This window comes from Verrucosispora sp. NA02020 (assembly GCF_013364215.1).
Classification (GTDB): Bacteria; Actinomycetota; Actinomycetes; order Mycobacteriales; family Micromonosporaceae; genus Micromonospora.
Genome location: NZ_CP054923.1, coordinates 4,096,928 through 4,116,927, shown reverse-complemented (window position 1 = coordinate 4,116,927; position 20,000 = coordinate 4,096,928). Strand labels below are relative to the sequence as shown.

At 73.3% G+C, this 20,000-nt stretch carries 17 protein-coding genes; 7 read left to right on the top strand and 10 right to left on the bottom strand.

Annotated elements, in window-relative coordinates; all coding sequences use genetic code 11:
- Window positions 1-67 precede the first annotated feature (67 nt).
- From HUT12_RS17805 to HUT12_RS17795, 3 genes are read left to right on the top strand one after another with little or no spacing between them, the layout of a single operon-like run.
- Window positions 68-1,084: a LacI family DNA-binding transcriptional regulator gene (locus HUT12_RS17805; RefSeq protein WP_176094098.1), complete on the top strand. Its 1,017-nt coding sequence runs from the start codon at window positions 68-70 to the stop codon at window positions 1,082-1,084.
- 49 nt (window positions 1,085-1,133) lie between these two features.
- Window positions 1,134-3,842, top strand: coding sequence for a hypothetical protein (locus HUT12_RS17800; protein ID WP_176094097.1), 2,709 nt, complete (start codon window positions 1,134-1,136; stop codon window positions 3,840-3,842).
- Between the two features lie 37 nt (window positions 3,843-3,879).
- Entirely contained in the window at window positions 3,880-4,884 is a 1,005-nt protein-coding gene (locus HUT12_RS17795) for an aminoglycoside phosphotransferase family protein (RefSeq protein WP_176094096.1), read from the top strand.
- On the opposite strand, the gene HUT12_RS17790 is transcribed toward HUT12_RS17795, so the two are convergent.
- The gene (locus HUT12_RS17790) at window positions 4,881-5,609 is read right to left on the bottom strand and encodes a CPBP family intramembrane glutamic endopeptidase (protein WP_176094095.1); all 729 of its coding nucleotides are present in this window, start codon (window positions 5,607-5,609) and stop codon (window positions 4,881-4,883) included. The two genes, HUT12_RS17795 and HUT12_RS17790, sit on opposite strands and share 4 nt — an antisense overlap.
- Window positions 5,610-5,671: 62 nt before the next feature.
- Between HUT12_RS17790 and HUT12_RS17785 the strand changes: the two genes are divergently transcribed.
- The gene (locus HUT12_RS17785; protein ID WP_176094094.1) at window positions 5,672-6,265 is read left to right on the top strand and encodes a TetR/AcrR family transcriptional regulator; all 594 of its coding nucleotides are present in this window, start codon (window positions 5,672-5,674) and stop codon (window positions 6,263-6,265) included.
- Window positions 6,266-6,377: 112 nt separating this feature from the next.
- On the opposite strand, the gene HUT12_RS17780 is transcribed toward HUT12_RS17785, so the two are convergent.
- The 4 genes from HUT12_RS17780 to HUT12_RS17765 are packed head-to-tail and all read right to left on the bottom strand — an operon-like array spanning window position 6,378 to window position 11,638.
- The gene (locus HUT12_RS17780; RefSeq protein WP_176094093.1) at window positions 6,378-8,201 is read right to left on the bottom strand and encodes an IucA/IucC family siderophore biosynthesis protein; all 1,824 of its coding nucleotides are present in this window, start codon (window positions 8,199-8,201) and stop codon (window positions 6,378-6,380) included.
- Window positions 8,198-8,776 carry a GNAT family N-acetyltransferase gene (locus tag HUT12_RS17775; protein WP_176094092.1) on the bottom strand — a complete coding sequence of 193 codons (579 nt, stop codon included), beginning with the start codon at window positions 8,774-8,776 and terminating at the stop codon, window positions 8,198-8,200. Before HUT12_RS17775 ends, HUT12_RS17780 begins: the two co-directional genes overlap by 4 nt.
- Entirely contained in the window at window positions 8,773-10,053 is a 1,281-nt protein-coding gene (locus HUT12_RS17770; protein WP_176094091.1) for a lysine N(6)-hydroxylase/L-ornithine N(5)-oxygenase family protein, read from the bottom strand. The genes HUT12_RS17775 and HUT12_RS17770 overlap by 4 nt, the downstream gene beginning before the upstream one ends.
- Before the next feature lie 34 nt (window positions 10,054-10,087).
- Window positions 10,088-11,638, bottom strand: a complete 1,551-nt coding sequence (locus HUT12_RS17765; RefSeq protein WP_176094090.1) for an aspartate aminotransferase family protein — start codon at window positions 11,636-11,638, stop codon at window positions 10,088-10,090.
- 551 nt (window positions 11,639-12,189) lie between these two features.
- On the opposite strand from HUT12_RS17765, the gene HUT12_RS17760 reads away from it, so the two are divergent.
- From HUT12_RS17760 to HUT12_RS17750, 3 genes are all read left to right on the top strand, one after another.
- A complete protein-coding gene (locus HUT12_RS17760; protein WP_176094089.1) occupies window positions 12,190-14,265 on the top strand; it encodes a penicillin acylase family protein in 2,076 nt (691 codons plus the stop codon).
- Complete coding sequence (locus tag HUT12_RS17755) at window positions 14,258-14,845, top strand: GNAT family N-acetyltransferase (RefSeq protein WP_131052905.1); 588 nt, start codon at window positions 14,258-14,260, stop codon at window positions 14,843-14,845. The genes HUT12_RS17760 and HUT12_RS17755 overlap by 8 nt, the downstream gene beginning before the upstream one ends.
- A gap of 63 nt (window positions 14,846-14,908) precedes the next feature.
- A complete protein-coding gene (locus tag HUT12_RS17750; protein WP_161594945.1) occupies window positions 14,909-15,679 on the top strand; it encodes a trans-aconitate 2-methyltransferase in 771 nt (256 codons plus the stop codon).
- Here HUT12_RS17750 and HUT12_RS17745 read toward each other — a convergent pair.
- From HUT12_RS17745 to HUT12_RS17725, 5 genes are all read right to left on the bottom strand, one after another.
- Complete coding sequence (locus HUT12_RS17745; protein WP_176094088.1) at window positions 15,646-16,353, bottom strand: dihydrofolate reductase family protein; 708 nt, start codon at window positions 16,351-16,353, stop codon at window positions 15,646-15,648. The genes HUT12_RS17750 and HUT12_RS17745 overlap by 34 nt on opposite strands.
- Window positions 16,350-16,982: a GTP cyclohydrolase II gene (ribA, locus tag HUT12_RS17740; RefSeq protein WP_131052902.1), complete on the bottom strand. Its 633-nt coding sequence runs from the start codon at window positions 16,980-16,982 to the stop codon at window positions 16,350-16,352. Before ribA ends, HUT12_RS17745 begins: the two co-directional genes overlap by 4 nt.
- Window positions 16,983-16,993: 11 nt before the next feature.
- The gene (locus HUT12_RS17735; protein WP_131052901.1) at window positions 16,994-17,956 is read right to left on the bottom strand and encodes a lysylphosphatidylglycerol synthase domain-containing protein; all 963 of its coding nucleotides are present in this window, start codon (window positions 17,954-17,956) and stop codon (window positions 16,994-16,996) included.
- A 62-nt stretch (window positions 17,957-18,018) separates the two neighbouring features.
- Window positions 18,019-18,840, bottom strand: a complete 822-nt coding sequence (locus HUT12_RS17730; RefSeq protein WP_131052900.1) for a class I SAM-dependent methyltransferase — start codon at window positions 18,838-18,840, stop codon at window positions 18,019-18,021.
- A gap of 76 nt (window positions 18,841-18,916) precedes the next feature.
- The gene (locus HUT12_RS17725; RefSeq protein WP_176095838.1) at window positions 18,917-19,954 is read right to left on the bottom strand and encodes a glycosyltransferase family 4 protein; all 1,038 of its coding nucleotides are present in this window, start codon (window positions 19,952-19,954) and stop codon (window positions 18,917-18,919) included.
- Window positions 19,955-20,000: the final 46 nt, after the last annotated feature.

The window sequence follows — 20,000 nt, the reverse complement described above, 5'->3', positions numbered from 1 at the left end:
GGAGACCCCGACTGCGGTACGGTGACGCTGGCCGCAGGCGCGCGGCGTGAGCGCAAGGGGGCGGTACGTGGCGACTCTGTCCGATGTGGCCCGGCGGGCCGGCGTCTCCCCCGCCACCGCCTCTCGGGTGATCAACGGCAGCAGCAAGCCGGTCACCGTCGAGTTGCGGGAGCGGGTGCTCCAGGCCGTCGCCGAGTTGCAGTACGTGCCCAACGCCCACGCCCAACTGCTCGCCCGCTCGCACCGGGGCGCGGTCGGCGTGATCGTGCACGACGTCTCCGACCCGTACTTCTCCGAGATCACCCGGGGCCTGCAACGGGTCGCCACCGACCAGGGTCGGCTGCTGATGATCTGCAACAGTTACCGCGACCCGGAACGCGAGTTGGAGTATGTCGAGCTGCTGCGCGGGCACCAGGTGGCCGCCATCATCCTGGCCGGCTCCGGCTACCACGACACGGAGTTCACCCGCCTGCTCAACGGCAAGCTGACCGCGTACGAGGCGACCGGCGGGCGGGTCGCGGTGATCGGCCGGCACGAACACTCCGGCGACGCGGTGATGCCCGACAACCGCAGCGGCGCCCGGCTGCTCGGGCAGGAGCTGTGCCGGCTGGGCCACGACCGGATCGGGGTGGTGGCCGGCCCCCAGGTGTTGACCACCACCACCGACCGGTTGACCGGGCTGCGCGAGGAACTCACCGCCCACGGCCGCGACCTGCCGGAACAGCGCATCCGGTACGCCGAGTTCGACCGCGACAGCGGTGCCGCCGCCACCGCCGCCCTGCTCGACGCGGAACCGGAGCTGACCGCCATCGCGGCGCTCAACGACTCGATGGCGATCGGCGCGCTGGCGCTGCTGCGCTCGCGTGGGCTGGCGGTGCCCGACCGGGTCAGCGTCGTCGGCTTCGACGACATGCCGATGGCCCGGGACGTCACCCCGACGCTGACCACGATCCGGCTGCCGCTGGTGGAGATGGGCGCGCGGGCGATGGCGCTGGCCCTGGACCCGGGTGCGGACCGCCCCCGGGTGGAGTCGCTCGCCGCCGAGCTGGTCCGCCGGGACAGTTCCGCCCCGCCATCCGGCTGACCGCCGGGCCGCCGCGATCGGGTTGCGCGGCTGAGATAGACGTAGTGTCATGCGTAGATTACTGATCTCCGCCGCGCTCGCCGTGGCGATGGTGGCCGGTGCCACCGGGCCGGCGGTGGCGGCTCCTCCGGGCAGCCCCGCGCCCCGGCCGGCCGCCACCGGCTGGTCGATGGCCGGCGGCGAGCTGACCTGGCGTTCGAGCACCCGGGTGCCGGTCGGTGGTGCCGCGGTCGAGTTCTGGTCCGGTGACCGGCGGCTCGGCCAGGCCCGCCCGCACCCGGACGGACACACGTTCAGCCTGCCGCTGACCGGGCCGGTCGAACCCGACGAGCTCAGCGTGCGCGCCGGCGGTAGGCGGCTCGACGGGGCGGCTCCGCCGACCGCCCGCCGGTCGGGGCCGGTCCCCGCCGCACCCGCTCCGCAGCCCGCCGCCGCCGTCGATCCCGGCGTCCCCGGACCCCACGCACCGATCACCGGCGAGTACGACCTGCCCGCCGTCACGCTGCCGGACTTCCCGGAGAAGGTGGAGATGCGCGCCGTCGTGGTCGCGCCGCAGCGGGCCGCCGGTGCCCGACCGCTCGCGGTGTTCCTGCACGGCCGCCACACGAACTGCTACCAGAGCGGTGCCGACGATCTGTTCCTCCAGTGGCCCTGCCCGGACGGCACCGATCCGATCCCCAGCCACCGGGGCTACCTCCAGGCGCAGCGGCTGCTCGCCTCGCAGGGTTACCTGACGGTCTCCATCTCGGCCAACGGGATCAACGGCCAGGACTGGGCCCTCGAGGACGGCGGCGCCCAGGCCCGATCCTCGCTGGTCCGGCTGCACCTGGCGAAGTGGGCCGACTGGGCCGGTGCCGGCCGAGCCGCCGCGCCGGACATCGTGCGCGCGGCACCCCGCGCCGACCTGTCCCGGGTGCTCCTGGTGGGTCACTCCCGGGGCGGCGAGGGCGTCAACCGCGCCGCGATGGACTCGCTCACCCCGCCGCCGGCCGCCGTCGACGGCTACTCGGGCCGGGTCCGCTGGACCGTACGCGGTCTGCTGCTGATCGGTCCGACCATCTTCGGCCACAACCCGGTGCCGGACGTCCCGTCGGTAACGATCCTGCCCGGCTGCGACGGTGACGTCCTCGACCAGCAGGGCCAGATCTTCGTGGACGGCACGCGCGGGGTCAGCTCCGGCCGCGCGTTGCACAGTGCGCTCTACGTCATCGGCGCCAACCACAACTTCTTCAACACCGAATGGACGCCCGGACAGGCGGTGGCCCCGTCGTGGGACGACTTCTTCACCGACGACGGCGGCCCGGATGCCGTCTGTGATCCCGGCACCCCGACCCGGCTCACCGCCGCGCAGCAGCAGACCGTCGGCGCCACCTACGTCGCCGCCGCCGCACGGCTCTTCGTCGCGGGCGACGACCGGGTCCGACCACTGCTCGACGGCAGCGGCCGACGCGCCCCCTCGGCCGACCCGGCCCGGGTGCGCAGTCACGCGCTCGGCGGCAACCGCACGCCGGTCCTGACGCCGGATGCGTCGACCAGGCTCTCCGGCGGGGCTCGCCTCTGCGAACAGGTCACCTTCGACCCGCAGCGGTCCTGCCTCGACCCGGACGACCGCAACGCGCAGTTCGCGCACTTCGTGCCGTTCTACTGGAACGTGCCCGACGCCGACCGGTACGCGGCCGAGCTGACCTGGTCCCGCGCCGGCACCCCGATCCGGCTGGCGCCGCCCCGGCCGGTCTCCGTCGCCGGTGCCCGGGAGCTGGCACTCCGCGTCATCGTCCCGCCGAACACCACCGACAACCGGTGGGACGTCACCGTCGTCGGCACCGACGGACGGCGCACCCGGCTCGGCGAGGTCCGGGTCGACGGCCTGCCCGGGACCGGGTACACGACCTCGTACTGGGCACAGGAGATGCGGGTGCCGCTGAAGGGCGCCCCCACCCGGCTCGCCGCAATCGAGATCACCCCGCGCAGCGCGACCGGCCGCGCCTGGCTGCTCGACGCGTGGGGATGGGCGCCGGGCACGCCCGACCCACGCCCGGCCCCCCTGCCCCGCCTCGACGTCGGCACCCTCCAGGTGTCCGAGGGCGACTCCGGCACCCGGACGCACGAGATCCCGGTGTCGTTGACCGGACGCGGCAGCGGCGCGGTACGGCTGTACCTGCTCGACCCGGTGACCCTCGAGACGCGCATCTGGACGGCCACCGTGCGGCCCGGTCAGCGCCGCATCCCGGTGCCGGTCGAGGTGGTCGGGGACACGCTGTGGAACTACACCGAGCAGTACACCTTGTCCGTCAAGACGGACCGGGGCGTGGTGGTCGGCGACTACGTCGGTGGACTCGACGTCCGCAACGACGACCCGGTGCCGGTGCTCACCGTCGAGTCCCGCGAGGCGCGCGTGGCCGAGGGCGAGTTGCTGAGCTGGCGCTTGTCGGCGTCGGCGCCGACCGAGCAGGGCCTGTTCCTGTCCACCTGGCCGCAGGCGCCCAGCGACGGACCGGAGTTGTCCACCCTGGACGTCGACCCGGACTGGTTCACCGACAACGCGTTCGAGCCGGTGCAGCCGGAACGGCCGTTGTCGCAGACCTGGCTGACGCCGTACCTGGTGATTCCGGCCGAGACCGGCGTCGGTGAGGTCATCGTGCCGACGGTCGCCGACTCGGTGACCGAGCCGGACGAGTGGATCGAGCTGACCTTCGCCGAGCCCGAGGACGGGCCGATCGTGGACGTGGTGCTGACCGGAGTGGTGACCGGCGGCTGACCGGTGACCGGCGGCACCGGACGCATACCCTGGTCCGGTGCCGCCGCTCAGCCCCACCCAACAGGTCCTCACCGCCGACGACGTGGCCGACTACGTCCGGGCCTCGTTCGGCCCCGACCGCAAGGTCCGCGACTGTGCGCCGCTGACCGGCGGCGGCTTCGCGACCGTGTGGTGGGTCCACCTCGACGACGACCGCCAGGTCGTGCTCAAGGTGGGCCCGCCGCCCCGCGCCCGGCTGCTGCGGTACGAGACCGGGCTGCTCGCCGCCGAGGCCCGCTACTTCCGGCTGGTCGCCGACGGCGCACCGACGGTGCCGGTGCCGGCCGTGCTGCACCACGGCGTGCACCCGCGCCTCGGCGAGTGGCTGGTCACCAGCCGACTGCCCGGCCGCGCCCTGCCCGACCTGGACGTCGACGACGCACCGGCCCGCGCCGACCTGGGCGCGGCGACGGCGGCCGTGCACCGGATCACCGGCGACCGGTTCGGCTACGACGCGGGCCGCAGCGGCGGGACGACCTGGCGGGCGGCGTTCACGGCGATCATCGATGACCTGCTCGCCGACGCCGCCGACTGGGACATCGCACTGCCCGCCCCGCCGCAGCGGTTCCGCGCGCTGGTGGCCCGGCACGGTGACCTGCTCGACCAGGTACGCCGCCCGGCGCTGCTGCACTTCGACTGCTGGGACGGCAACGTGCTGGCCGCGCCGGACGCCACCGGCGCGTACCGGATGTGCGGGCTGGTCGACGGCGAACGGTTCCTCTACGGCGACCCGCTGCTGGACCTGGTCTCGCCGCTGCTGTTCCGGCGGGCCGAGGACGAGCCGACCCATCCGTTCCTGCGCGGGTACGCCGAGGCCACCGGCACGCCGCTCGTCTTCGACGACGGGGTGCGCCGCCGGTTGGCGCTGTACCGGATGCACCTGCACCTGCTGATGACCGTGGAGATGCCGAGTCGGGGCATCACGCCCGACAACGACCCGGGGCGGCACACGCTGCTGGCCGACCTGGTGGCGCGTGACCTGGCCGACCTGTCCGACGACTAACCTGCGGTGGCCTCGACGGCGAAGGCCAGCACGACCAGGGTGCCGTTGCTGACCGCGTGGGCCAGGATCGGCACCCAGAGGTTGCGGTACCGGTGCAGCAGCCAGGCGAAGATGAGCCCGGCGACGAGCGCACTGATGGTGTTGAAGAACCGGGGCAGGTGCGCTACGGCGAAGAAAGCCGAGGAGAGGACGATGGCGGCGACGGCAGGCATCCGGGCCGCCAGTCCGCGGAAGAAGACGCCCCGGTAGAGGACCTCCTCGTAGACGGGTGAGGCGACGGCACCGAAGGCGAACGCGAAGGTGAACTGCGCCAGGAGGCTCCCGGCGGGGTAGCCGCCCTCTCCACCGCCGCCCTCGGTGAGCGCGGTGGGCAGCACCAGCAGCAGGCCGAGGGTCAGCGCGGCCTTGGCCAGGCCCCATCCGGCGGCGGCGCCGACCTGGGCCCGGTCGGGGCGCTCCAGCAGCAGCGGTCGGCGGATCGCGCCGAAGCGGTGCCAGGTGACCAGCAGGCCGACGGCCAACTGGGTGCCGTTGATCAGTGCCCAGGCGATGCTCGTGGCCGCCATCTCGGACATGCCCAGCCGGGCCGGTCCCTGTGCCAGGAAGTCCGCCACGGCCGAGTTGGCCAGGCCGATGCCGACGAGGAACACCAGGGCCATGTCGAGGTAGGTGAATCGAGGGGCGTGGGTGATCGGGGTGGTCCGGCCCGGTGCGGAACTGCTCATGGGCGCTAGATTAGGTCGCTGACCTATATCGGTCAAATGACCGATCATCTATGATCGCTGGCGTGCCGAAGGTTGTGGATCATGAGGAGCGGCGGCGGCATCTCGGTGCCGCCGCCTGCACAGTGCTCGCCCGCTCGGGCTCGGTCGGGATGACCGTCCGGGCGGTCGCCACCGAGGCCGGCATGGCGCTGGCGACCGCTCAGCACTACCTGCCGACCAGGGAACGCATGGTGCAGGCGGCCATCGCGCACCTCGCCGAACGGGTGACGCGCCGGGCGCAGACGATCCCGGCGGACGCCATCACCGTGGACGTCCTCCGGCAGGCGGCGTGCGAAATCGTCCCGCTGGACGACGAGCGGACCTTCGAGGCCCGGGTCTGGCTCGTCCTGACCGCCGAGGCGCTGGTCGACGCGCAGATAGCGGAGATCCTCGCCGAGAGCGAGGCGGCCCTGCAGGCCAACCTCGAACGGTTGCTCACCCGGGGTCGGGCCGGCGGCGACCTCGGGGCGCACGTCGAACCGCGCGCCGAGGCCGCCGCGCTGACCACCCTGACCGACGGCATCACGGTCCGGATCCTGACCACCGGCCTGAGTCCCGCCGACGCCCGCACGGAGATCGACACGCACCTCGCCCGACTCGCGCCGGCAGCCGGTTGACGGCGGCACCCGGTCCCGCCGTGCCCACGCTCGACGGCGGGACGCCCGGCCTCGCCACCACAACCGCGAACGCCACCCGCCCGGCCGCCGTCAGGCAGGGCGGGTCGGCGGCTCACCGCGCGGGCGCGAAGCGGGCCAGGGGGTTGGTCAGGGCGCCGACGAGTTGCAGGGCGGCCGACGGGTCGGAGAGGTCGACCATCTGCTGGTTGTCGCGCAGTTGCAGCCGGTTGAGGCAGGAGAGCGCGAACTCCGGGGCGAACAGGTCGTAGCGGGCCAACCGGTCGGCCAGGTGCGGCACCTGGTCGGCGTACGCGGTGGCGCAGTCGGCGACCGCCCGCCAGAACGTCTCCTCGTCCACCACGCCCTGCGCGACCAGGGTGGCGCTGAGGAAGCGGAAGAAGCAGTCGAAGACGTCGGTGAAGATGGAGAGCAGCTTCATGTCCTCCGGGATGTCGGCCCGGATGCGCTCCACGGTCGCCGGCAGCTCCGCCTCGGCGCTCATCACCACGATCTCCTCGGCGATGTCCTTGAAGATCACCCGCTCGACCGCGCCGTCCCGCAGCACCATGATGACGTTCTCGCCGTGCGGCATGAAGGCCAGGTCGTAGGCGTAGAAGGCGTGCAGCAGCGGGGTCAGGTAGGCGTTCAGGTAGCGGCGCAGCCACTCGGTCGGCGCCAGCTTCGAGGCGGCGACGAGTTCGGCGGCGAACGAGCGGCCGTCGGCGTCCACGTGCAGCAGCGACGCCATGGTGGCCAGCCGTTCGCCGGGGGCGAGGCCGGGCACCGGACTCTCCCGCCAGAGTGCGGCCAGCATCTTGCGGTACGGCGAGTAGCGGTCGGTGGCCGCCTCGTACTGCCGGTGCCGGTAACCGACGGCGGCCCGCTCCCGCAGGATGGTCAGGCCGGTGGCGCCGAAGACCGCGTCGCCGGCGACCAGCTCCGCGAGCCAGTCGTTGATCGCCGGGGTGGCCTCCATGTACGCGGCCGACAGTCCCCGCATGAAGCCCATGTTCAGCACCGACAGGGCGGTCTTGACGTAGTGCTGCTGCGGCGCGCTGACGTTGAAGAAGGTCCGGATGGACTGCTGGGCCAGGTATTCGTCCGGCCCCTCGCCGAGGTGCACCAGACGGCGGCGAGCCACCTCACCGGCGAACGTCACCGACATCTTGTTCCACCACTGCCACGGGTGCACCGGCATGAGCAGGTAGTCGTCCAGGTCCAGACCGAGGTCACGCATCGTGTCGGCGAACCGGGACAGGGTCGTCTCGCCCAGTTCCGCCCGCAGGAAGCTCGCGTACTCCAGGTCGGCGGCGCTGGTGAAGGTGGCGTGGTCGCGGTGCGCGGCCACCCAGACGAGCCGGACCGGATGGGCGGCCTCCGGGGCGTAGCGGTGGTACTCGTCGACGCCGAAGCCGAGGCGGCCGTTGTTGGCCACGAAGCACGGGTGGCCTTCCGTCATCGACGTCTCGATCACCTGGAAGTCGGCCTCGACCAGCTCGGCGGCGCTGGGCAGCGCGCGGTCCAGCTTGTACGCGGCACCGGCCAGCGTGGAGGTGATCTCCTCCAGGTAGACGGGCAGGATCCGGTCGGCGAGCCCGAGCGCGTCGCGCAGCTCCAGGCAGAGGTCGACGGCGTCCAGCGGCAGCGACTCGTCCCCCCGGTGCCGGGTGATGCTCTCCGGGTCGATGTCCCAGTGCTCCAGCGCCAGCACCCGCGCGGCGAAGCGGTACCGCACCGCGCCGGAGTCGCCGCTCACCGCGTACCACCGGCGGCCGTGCGCGTCGGCGGGCCCGGCGGCCGGGTCGACCGGCTCGGGGGTCAGCAGCCGCTCGTGGGTGAACTCGGCGAGGGCCTTGCGCACCAGCAGCCGGTTGACCCGCTCCCAGGTCTGCGGACGCAGGTGTGCGACCGGTGCGGACGAGGCGGGGGTGGTCACGATGATGCTCCTTCGCTACGGGTCGCGGCGACGAACCGTTCCCGGGTGCAGATGCTCAACAGCGCCGTCTTCTCCGGCTTGTCGATCGGGCCGGTCACCTCGAACCCGACCGCCGCGTTGAGCGCGTGCACGGCGGTGTTGCGCACGTCCGGCTCGACCACGACCCGACGGGTGGCGGGGTCGGTGAAGAGCCAGGCCATCACGGTGGTGATCACGGCGGTGGTGAAGCCGTGCACGGGGGTGTCGGTGGGCGCGCAGAGGAAGTGCATGCCGACGTCGCCTGGCTGCGCGTCGTAGAGGCCGACCAGCTCCACCCGGGCCGGGTCGTAGCGTTCGGCGAGGAACGCCGGCTCGCCGCGCCACAGGCCGAGGAAGGCGTCGTGGTGCGGGTGGGCGGCGATCGCGCCGTACTCGGCCGCGACCCGGTCCAGGTCGGCGTCCTGCATCATCCAGAACGCCGCCTTGGGGTGGGTGACCCAGCGGTGCAGCAGCGGCGCGTCGGTGGCCACGTCGAGCGTACGCAGGGCGAACTCGCCCAGCCCCGGATCGTGGCGGGTGAACACGAGCTCGGTCACGCGGGCACCCCGAACTCCTGGAACGTGATCGACTTCTCGATCGGGTACGCCTCCCGGCCGAGCATCTCGCGGATGATCCAGGCGTTGCGGTACGGGCCCATCCCGAGGTCGGGCGAGGTGATGCTGTGCGTGTGCGTACCACCGTTCTGGAGGAAGACGCCGCGCCCGGTGCTGTCGATGCTGTAGTTGCGGGCGACGTCGAGCCGGCCGTGCCCGTCGAAACGCAGCCGGTCGCGGATCGGGTCCAGGTACGCCGGCACCCGGTAGTGGTAGCCGGTGGCCAGCACCAGCCCCTCGGTCTCCATCGTGAAGTCGCGTTCCTGCTCGACGTGGCGCAGCGCGAGCGTGTGCACCCCGGCGGCCTCGTCGTAGGTGACCTCGGTCAGCTCGGTGTTGGTCAGCAGGCGGGTGTCCACCGGGCCGTGCACGCTGGTGGCGTAGAGCAGGTCGAAGATGCCGTCGACCAGGTCGGCGGAGATCCCCTTGAACAGGCCCTTCTGCTCGGACTCCAACCGGTAGCGGGTCGCCTCGGGCAGCGCGTGGAAGTAGTCCACGTAGTCCGGTGAGGTCATCTCCAGGGTGAGCTTGGTGTACTCCAGCGGGAAGAACCGGGGTGAGCGGGTCACCCAGTTCAGCCGGTAGCCGTACGTGTGGATGTCGCCGAGCAGGTCGTGGTAGATCTCGGCGGCGCTCTGGCCACTGCCGACCACGGTGATGCTCCGTTTGGCCCGCAACGCGTCCCGGTTCTCCAGGTAGCGCGAGTTGTGCACCGCGTCGGAGGTCAGTCCGGCGCACGCGGGCGGCAGGTGCGGCGGGGTGCCGGTGCCGAGCACCACGTGCCGGGCCCGGTGCGTCACGGTCTCGCCGGCCACGGTGGCGGTCACCACGTACCGGTCGTCGGCCGGGTCGTACTCGACGGCGGTCACCTGGTGGCCGAAGCGCAGGTTGGACAGCTTCCCGGCGGCCCACCGGCAGTACGCGTCGTACTCCACCCGCAGCGGATAGAAGTTCTCCCGGATATAGAAGGGGTAGAGCCGGCCGATCTCCTTGAGATAGCTGAGGAAGGAGTACGGCGAGGTGGGGTCGGCCAGGGTCACCAGGTCGGCCATGAACGGGGTCTGTAGGCGGGATGACTCCAGCAGCATCCCGGGGTGCCAGGACACGTCGTCGCGGGCCTCCAGGAACAGCCCGTCGATCTCGGCGATCGGCGCGGTCAGGCAGGCCAGGCCGAGGTTGTACGGGCCGAGACCGATCCCGATGAAGTCGTAGCTGGACATCCGGCCCTCCAGGCTCGGGTTCTCCGGCGGCATGTCAGCCGACCGGGCAGGTCAGGTCAACGGCGGGCGTGCCGGCGTGGGCGTGCACGTACCGGCCGGCGTGCTCGGCGATCAGGTCCAGCACGTACCCGACATCCTCGCGTGTGGTGTGCGGATTGAGAACGGTGAACTTGAGGTACTGCCGACCGTCCACCTTGGTCCCGGCGACGACGGCCAGGCCGGAGGCGGCGAGCGCCTCCCGGGCCCGCAGGTTGGCCGCGTCGGCCAGGTCCCGCCCCCGGCCCGTGGGCAACCAGCGGAACACCACCGTGCTCAGCGGCGAACGGGTCAGCACCTCGAAGCGGGGATCGGCGGCGACCAGATCGAAGGCGTCGTCGGCCCGGTCGCAGACCTCGTCGAAGAGTTCGCCGACCGCGTCCGGGCCCATCACCCGCAGGGTCAGCCAGAGCTTGAGGGCGTCGAAGCGCCGGGTCGTCTGCATGCTCTTGTCGACCTGGTTGGGGATGCGCTGGGCGACCATCCGGGCCGGGTTGAGGTAGTCGGCGTGCCAGGTGACGTGCCGCAACGTCCGCCCGTCACGGACCAGCACCGCGCTGGAGCTGACCGGCTGGAAGAAGGACTTGTGGTAGTCGACGGTCACCGAGTCGGCCCGCTCGATGCCGTCGAGCAGGTGCCGGCGGGTGGGCGAGACCAGCAGCCCGCAGCCGTACGCGGCGTCGACGTGCAGCCACACCCCGGCGGTGGCGCACACCTCGGCGATCCCGTCGAGCGGGTCGATGGTGCCGAAGTCGGTGGTGCCGGCGGTGGCGACGACCGCCATCACCTGCAGGCCGTCACGGCGGCAGCGGGCGATCTCGTGGCGGACCGCGCCGGACCGCATCCGACGGTCCGGGCCGGTCTCCACCAGCACGATCGCGTCCGGGGCGAGGCCGAGCAGCTTGGCCGCCTTCTGGACGCTGAAGTGGCCGGCCGCCGAGGCGATGATCCGCAGCCGGGGCAGCAGGATGCGCCGGTCGGCGGGGGTGGCCCCGGCCAGGGCCTCCTCCCGGGCCAGCAGCAGGGCGTGCAGGTTGGACTGGGTGCCGCCGCTGGTGAACACCCCGTCGGCGGTCGGGCCGAACCCGATCCGGCCGGCCGTCCAGTCGACCAGCCGTCGTTCGATGAGGGTGCCGCCGGCGCTCTGGTCCCAGGTGTCCATCGAGGAGTTGACCGCGCTGAGCACCGCCTCGCCGAGCAGTGCCGGGAGCACCACCGGGCAGTTCAGGTGGGCCAGGTAGCGGGGGTGGTGGAAGTAGACCGCGTCGCGCAGGTAGACCTCCTCCAGCTCGTCCAGGGCGGCCGTGGCGTCACCCAGCGGGCGGTCCAGGTCGACGGCGTCGACCAGCGGCGCCAACTCGTCCGGGCGTACGCCGGTGCAGGGTCCGGTCGCCTCGGCCACCCGCCGGGCCACCCGCTCGGTGCCGGCCGCCACGACGCGCCGGTACTCCTCGACTGTGCCGGCGTGGAACAGGTGGGCCCGGGCTGTTGTGGGCCCGTTCGGCGGCCGGGTCGGCGTTGCCTCGGCGGTGTGCACCGGCAGGGTCATGGACGTCCTCCACGCTCGGCGGATCAGGTGTCGGGCAGCCGGAACCCGCCGCTCGTACGTCGAGCGGCGGAGTGCTGCGGTCTCGGCGGGTGGTGGCAGGGGCGGCCGGCGGGATGAGGCGCGGGTCACCCGGAGGCGTCAGGCGAGCAGTCGCGCACCCGGGGGCGGGGTGGCGGTCGGCACGAGGCCGCTAATGGCAGGTGCGAAGCGAGGTCGACCGATGTGACCGTCACGCGGAGGACCGAAAGTGATCGGCGAGTCGTCTCCGTCACGGCCGGCGGCCACGCCGACTGCGTCAGCAGTGCCGGCGGCGAGTGAGCCCCTGTACGGGGAACGGCGGACGGAGACGGGATGAGGCATCGCGTCGTCTTTCGATCAGGGTCGAGAGGACCTTGGACAACCGCGGTTAGGTTAACCTAACCTAACCGACTGTCAAGTCCCGCTCGGCGTTTCGCACCACACAGGAGCTCACACTGTCCGTCATCGAGCCACCACCCGTTTCCCCCACCGCCGGTCCCCGCCACTCCCCTGCGCACCGGTACGGTTACGCCGTGGACGAGCGGCGGACGACCGGACCCTCCGCGCACAGTGGACGCCGCTACCGGGACCGCTACGGCATCCCGCACCTGCGCGCCGACGACCCCGGCTCGCTGGCGTACGCACAGGGTCGGGTCACCGCCCTGGACCGGGCCTGGCAGATCGAGGTGGAACGACACCGCTCCCAGGGCAGCAGCGCCGCCTTCCTCGGCCCGGACGCGCTCGCCTGGGACCGGTTCGCGCGGCAGGTCCGGCTCGCCGACACCGCGCGACGCTGCCACGCGGCGCTCGACCCGGCGACCGCCGAGTGGGTCGGCCGGTACGTCGACGGCGTCAACAGCGGCCTCGCCGAGGGCGCGGCGCGGACCCCCGAGTTCGCCGCCACCGGCCTGTCCCCCGGCACCTGGCAGCCATGGACACCGCTGGCCGTCTGGCTCGGTCACCACGTGCTCTTCGCCGGGCTGCCCACCAAGCTCTGGCGCGAACACGTGGCGCGCAAGCTCGGTGCGTCGGCGGCCCGCCTGTTCGCCGTCGACGGGCAGGTGACCTCCGGCAGCAACGGCTGGCTGGTCACCGGGGACCGCACCGCCACCGGCGCGCCCCTGATCGCCGGGGACCCGCACCGGTTCATCGAGGCGCCCGGCATCTATCAGCAGATCCGCCTGGCCTGCCCGGAGTACGACGTGCTCGGGTTCGCCGTGCCCGGCGTGCCGGGCCTGCCGCATTTCGGGCACGCCGGTGCGGTGGCCTGGGCCATCACCAACGCGATGTCCGACTACCAGGACCTCTACGCCGAGCGGCTGCGCCGGGTCGGTGACGCGGTCGAGGCGTACGGGCCGGACGGGTGGCGGCCGGCGTACCGGCAGGTCGAGACAATCGAGGTGGCGGGCGCCGACCCGGTCGAGGTCGAGGTGATCGAGACCGAGCGGGGGCCGGTGGTCTCCGGCGGCCCCGACGACGATCCCGAGCTGACCGTCAGCCTGCGTCACCCGCCCCGGGTCACCGCCGACCTCGGCTTCGCCGTGCTGCCCGCGCTGCTGCGCGCCCGCACCGTCGGCGACCTGGACGCCGCCCTGGACGGCTGGGTCGAGCCGGTCAACGTGGTGCTCGCCGCCGACACCGACGGTGGCCTGCTGCACCGGGTCGCCGGGCGGGTGCCGCGACGGCACCCGGACAACGGCCTGCGGGTGGTGCCCGGCTGGTCGGCGGAGCACACCTGGCAGGGCTGGCACGACACCCCGCAGTCCCCGGTCGACGGGGTCGCGGTGATGGCCAACGAGCGCGGCATCTCCACCGCCCTCGGCGTCGAGTTCGCCCCGCCGTACCGCGCCGACCGGATCCGTACGCTGCTCACCGCCCGCACCGGTTGGCGCGCGGAGCAGATGGCCGCCGTCCACACCGACACCCACCTGGCCGGCGCCGCACCGCTGCTCGCGGTCCTCGCCGACCTGGACGGCCTCAGCGCCGACGCCGACGCGCTGCGGACCCGCCTGCTGGCGTGGGACCGGCGGATGGCCGCCGACAGCGTCGACGCGGCGGCCTTCGCCGACCTGCGCTCGGCGGTGGCCCGACGGCTCGCCGTCCACCCGGCGCTGGCCGGGCTGGCCGAGCCGCCCGCCCACCCGGAGGTCTTCCACCCCTGGCTGGCCCTGGTGCCCCGGGTCGGGTACGCGGTGGTGCCGCTGCTCCACGCCGACCTGCCCGGCGTGGACCGGGACGCGCTGGTGCGGGCCGCGGCCGAGGAGGTCGCCGCCACCGGCGACACCCGTCGGTGGGGTGAGCGGCACCGGCTGCTGGCGTGGCAGGCCCTGCCCGACCCGGCCGCGCCGCCCGGGCCGGAGCTGCACGGCGACAGCGACTGCGTGCTGGCCACCTCCAGCGTCCCCGGCGTCACCGACCTGTGCCTGCGCGGGCCGGCCGCCCGGTACGTGTGGGACCTGGCCCGCCGCGAGGACAGCCGCTGGGTGGTGCCGCTCGGCGCCACCGGCACCGGAGCACACCGCGACGACCAGCTCCCCCACTGGCTGCGCGGCGACCTGGTCGAGGTGACCTGCGACTGGGACCGCCTCACCGAGGAGCACGATGACTGACCCGCACCACCACCGGCGGCACGTCCCCGGTTTCGGCACCGTCACCTTCCGGCCGGTCGACCCGGAGGCCGACGCGGACGTCATCCACGGCTGGGTCAGCCAGGACCGGGCCCGCTTCTGGGGGATGGGCGACGCCGACCGGGACCGGGTCGTGGAGGTCTACCGGTACGTCGACTCGCTGCCCAGCCACCACGCGTACCTCACCCTGCGCGACGGGCAGCCGGTGGCGCTGTTCCAGGGCTACCAGCCCGAACACGACCCGGTCGGCGAGTGTTACCCGGTACGCCCCGGCGACTACGGCGGCCACCTGCTGATCGGCACCCCGGTACGCCCCGAGCCCGGGTTCACCGGCACGCTGCTCGCCGAGTTCGTCGCGTTCGTCTTCACCGACCCCACCCGACGGCGGCTGATCATGGAGCCGGACGCCCGCAACGACAAGGCGATCGCCCGCCTGCGGCGGGCCGGTTTCGTCGAGGGCCCGTTGATCGACCTGCCGCACAAACAGGCCCGCCTGATGTTCCTCGACCGACCCAGGGTCGCGCTCGATCCAGGATCGAGTGGCATCCCAGCGCCGCAGTGACCACCCGATCCCTGATCGAGCGTGATCTCGGAGGCGGGTTCCGCGATCGAGAGGAGTGCCGTGGTGGACGTCTTCGGATCGGTGGCCGACCTGTACGACACCGTCCGGCCGGGCTATCCGCCCGAGATCGCCGGGGAGATCGTCGCCTACCACGGCGGCACGCCCGCGTCCGTGGTCGAGATAGGTGCCGGCACCGGCAAGGCAACGACCGCGCTCGCCCGCATCGGCGCACCCCTGACCTGCATCGAGCCCGATCCCCGGATGGCGGCGCTGCTGGCCGCGCGTCACCCCGGTGTTCGCCTCCACGTCAGCACCTTCGACCAGTGGTCGCCACCCGCCGGTGGGGTCGACGTGCTGGCCTGCGCCATGGCCTGGCACTGGCTGGATCCGGCCACCCGCAACGCACACGCACGGCGGGCACTCGCGCCCGGCGGCACACTGGCTGTCCTCGGGCACCGCTACGACTACACCGACCCCGGCCAACGAGCGGCGATCCGATCGGCACTGCACGCCCTGGACCCCACCGTGCGGGAGCGGCCCACGGACTGGTTCCACCAGGACATCGTCGACCATGGACAGTTCGTCGACGTCCGCCAGGAGGTCTTCCGACGCGAGCTGCCCCTCGACCGGCAACGCTATCTCGACCTGGTGCGCACCTTCGGGCCGTACCTCTCCCGGTCGCCGGAGCAGCAACGGGCTGGTCTGACCGTCCTCGGCCGACTGGTCGACGACTTCGGTGGCACTGTCCTCCTCGACCTGCGCACCACGCTGGTGCTGGGCCGGGCGGGACGGCGCACCGGTCACGCCGGCCGGCAGCGCTCCGACAGGGCGTAGCGGGTCAGCACCACGTCCCCGATCTGACGCGCCTCCATCACCTGGGCCCGCCGGCCCGGATGCCAGGGGAACCGGCCCTCACCGACGAACCGGGGTGCCCGCCGGTCCCCGACGAAGAACGGCGCGACCACCAGGTGCAGTTCGTCGGCGAGCCCGGCGGCGAGGAACTGGCCGTGCACCACCGCGCCGCCCTCCACCAGGAGCCGCCGTATCCCCCGGTCGGCGAGGTCGGCCAGGGCCCGCGACAGGTCGACCGGGTCACCGGCGTCGACGACGGTGGCCAGGTCACCGAGGCGGTGCCGGGTCTTCTCCAGCGCGCCACTGGCGCTGTAGACGATCCGGTCGGTGTCGCCGACGGTGAAGAACCGGGCGGTCGGGTCCAGGTCGCCGCAGCCGGTCAGGGTCACCCGGGTCGGGGACTCCGGCAGGCCCAGGGCCACCCGCTCGGCCCGGCGCCGGTCGCAGCGGACCAGCAACCGGGGATCGTCCCGGCGGACCGTACCGGCGCCGACCAGGATCGCGTCGCAGTCGGCACGGACCGCGTCGACACGGTCGAGGTCCGCGTCGTTGGAGAGCAGCAGTCGCTCCTCGGTGGCGTCGTCGATGTAGCCGTCGATCGAGGTCGCGCAGCTGAGCAGCACGTACGGGCGCTGCGCCGTCGCCGGGCCGGTCACCGGACGAAGGGAAGATCGACGGTACGGGCGGCGCGGCTGGCCTTGGCCGCGAGGTAGTCGGCGTTGGCCGGGGAGAGGAAGACACCGGTGGGCACCTGCTCGGTGACGGTGACCCCGAGGCGCCCCAACTGCTCGGTCTTCTCCGGGTTGTTGCTGAGCACCGCGATCGGCCCGACACCGAGCGCGACGAGCATCTGCGCGGCCACGGTGTAGTCGCGCTCGTCCTCCTCGTGCCCCAGCGCCACGTTGGCCTCGAAGGTGTCCAGCCCGGCGTCCTGCAACGCGTACGCGTCGAGCTTGGCGTACAGACCGATGCCCCGGCCCTCCTGCCGCAGGTAGAGCAGGTACCCGCCGACCTCGGCGATCCGCTGCACCGCCTCCCGCAACTGGGGGCCGCAGTCGCAGCGCTGACTGCCGAAGACGTCACCGGTCAGGCATTCGCTGTGCGGGCGGACCAACGGCACGGCCCCGCCCTGCTCGGCGTCGCCGAGGGCGAAGGCGAGATGTTCCCGGCCGTCGACCAGGCCGTCGAAGGTGAACAACCGGGCGGTGGTGGCGTAGCCGTCGGGGAACCGCAGCGGCACGGTGACCTGCGTCCGGATGGAGGCGAGAGGCAGTGAGTCGGACATGGGTCTCCTCGTCATACGGTGGCGGGTACACGGACACGTCGAGCCAGCAGCACGGCCGCTCCGGGCAGGCTCGCGACGAGCACGAGAGCCCCGTACACGGTCGCCGCGGCCACCCCCTCGGCGGCGGTCAGGCCGGCGGCGGCGAACGCCCACGCGGCCACCCCCTCGCGCGGACCGAAACCGGCGACGTTCGCCGGCACGGCCATCGCGAGCAGGGCAAGCAGGGTCAGCGGCAGCAGCAGGGTCAGCGGCGCGGTGGAGCCCGCCGTCCGCGCCGCCACCAGGAACGTCGCCAGGTGCCCGCCGATCGCGAGCGCGGAGGCGAGCAGCACACCCAGCCAGGTGCGTCGGCCCAGCAGGCCGTGGCGCACGTCGGAGACGGCCGTACCGATCGCGCGGGTGACCCGGGTGGCGCCCGACTGCGGCAGCATCCGGGCCGTCAGCACCACGCCGGCCAGCACCGCGACCGCGACGGCGGTCGCCACCGGCAGGTACGGCCGCACCGGCGAGGGGAACACGAACAGCAGCACCACCGCGACCGCGACCAGCACCACCTGACCTGCGACGCGCTCCCAGACCACCGCCCGGATGCCGCGTCCCACGTCACCGACGTCACGGCCGTGGCGTACCGCCCGGTGCACGTCGCCGAGGATCCCGCCGGGCAGCGTGGCGTTCAGGAAGATCGCCCGGTAGCAGTGCGCGACCGCCTCCCGCAGCGGCAGCCCGACGCCGAGACCACCGGCGACCAGGCTCCACCGCCAGGCGACACAGACCGTGGTGAACAGGCCGATGGCGAGCGCGGCACCCAACGCGGGTGCGTCGATCAGCCGCAGTCCGGCCAGGAACGGTCCCGTTCCCAGCCACAGCAGCAGCCCGACGAGCACGGCGAGTCCCAGCGCCAGTCGTGCCCAAGCCCAGAACGACCGACCCGCCGGGGCGGCCGTGGAGACGGCGCCACCAGCTACATCCCCCACGCGTGCCTCCCCGGCATGGCGATCTTCCCTGACTGTACGCACGTAGTCGGCCGGCCACCGGTTCAATGGCACAGCGCGAGCAGGTCGACGTGATCGACCTGTACCCCGAGACGACCGGTTCTAGCCTCCTCGCGCCGACGACGCGCGTACTCCTCGGTGCGGTCGGTCAGCTCGGGCCGGTGGTCGCGGGCCGCGTCCAGCCAGCCGGCGAACCACTCCCCGGCCAGGTCGGCCTCGTCCGGCCCGAGCCGCCACGGGCTGGGCTGCACCCGCACCGGCACCCCGTGCCGGGCGAAGGCGGCGGTGCACGCCTGCACCGCGTCCGGGCCGAGCAGGTGCCGGCCCGCCACGGCCCGCCGCTGGTGGGCGTTGAAGGCCGCCGCCACCTCGTCGTCCAGCGGGTCGGACGGGGTCAACCGCACCCCGCCGGTCACCGAGATCAGGAACAGCGTCCGGGTGCCGGCACCGACACAGGCCGCCACGATGCGGTCGATCTCCTCGGCGGTCAGCATGTCGAGCAGCGCCGACGCGGTGACCAGGGCGGTACCGGCCAGGTCACCGTCGGTCAGCCGGGTCAGGTCCCCCGCCTCGGCGCGTACCGTGACCGCGCTGCCGTCGGCGGCGGTGGTGGGCATGTCGGCGCAGGCCCGGGCCAGCAGGTCGGGGTCCTGGTCGTGCAGCACCCAGTGCTGGGGGCCCGGCAGCAGCGGGGCCAGCCAGCGGCCCAGCGAGCCGGTGCCGGCGCCGAAGTCGCGCACCAGGTACGGGCCGTCGGTCAGGGTGGCCCGGACCGCGTCGACCAGCTCCGTCGACCGGGCCGCCACGTCGGCGGGTTCGCGCAGCGAGAGCCACTGCGCGAAGCCCGGCGGAAGCGAGAAGCTCATGCCGGCACTCCGCTCCGCTGCGTGCCACCATGAGGCACCACCACCCTGCACCGATGATTCACTCGCTGACGCTCGTTCATGACGCCAATGCCTCCTTGAGGGCGGTGGTGATCCGGGTGGTGGTGGCCGTCCAGTCGTCGAGCGTGTCCCGACGCCGCAGGGCGGCCTCGCGCAGGCGTGCCCGCAGGGCCGCGTCGTCCAGCCAGTGCCGCAGCGCCCCGGCCAGCGCCTGCGGGTCCTCCGGCGGCACCAGCAGCCCCGGCCGTACGCCGTCGGGGGCGTGACCGAGGGCGTCGGGCAGCCCGCCGACGGCCGAGGCCAGCACCGGCATGCCTCGGGCCAGCGCCTCGGTGACCACCATCCCGTACGTCTCGCCCCGGGACGGGTGCACCAGCAGGTCGGCGGCGGCGTACGCGGCGGCGAGCCGGTCACCGGTGAGCGGGCCGGCCAGTCGTACCCGGTCGGCGAGCCGGTGCTCGGCGAGCCGGGCCCGCAGCCGGTCGACGAAGGGTGGGTCCCGGTGCAGCGGGCCCGCGCAGGTCAGCGTCCAGTTCCGGTCCGCGACCGCGGCGAGCGCCTCGACCAGCACATCATGGCCCTTGTGCGCGGCGACGGCCGCGACGCAGAGCAGTGCCGCACCTTCCGGCGAACCGAGTACGGGCGGAGCCGGGTCGACCCCGGGCGCGGCCACGTGCACCCGGTCGGCGGGCAACGCGTACCGGTGCAGCAGCCGGTCGCGCGTCCAGGCGCTGGTGGCGACGACCGTGGTGGCCGCCGCCAGCGCGCGGGCCTCGGCGTCGTCGTCGCGGGGCAGGTGCACCAGCGGAACCAGGCGCAGCCGTCGGGCGTGTGCCGCGAGCACGTCCGGGACCACCGAGGCGACGAGGCCGTCGATCAGCACCGGGGCACCGTCGGGGAGCCCGGCCAGCACCTCGGCCAGCGCGGCCTGCTCGGCCGGGGACGGCTGCGGCCAGCCCCCGGGCACGGCGTACTCGCGCACCGGCCAGCCGGCGGCGGCCAGACCGGCGCAGACACGCCGGTCGTAGCCGTTGCCTCCGCTGGGTGCGGCCGGGTCGTCGATGTCACCGGGCAGGATCACGTGCAGAACCGGCACGTGCGAGTCACCGGGCAGGATCACGTGCGGAACCGGCACGTGATCC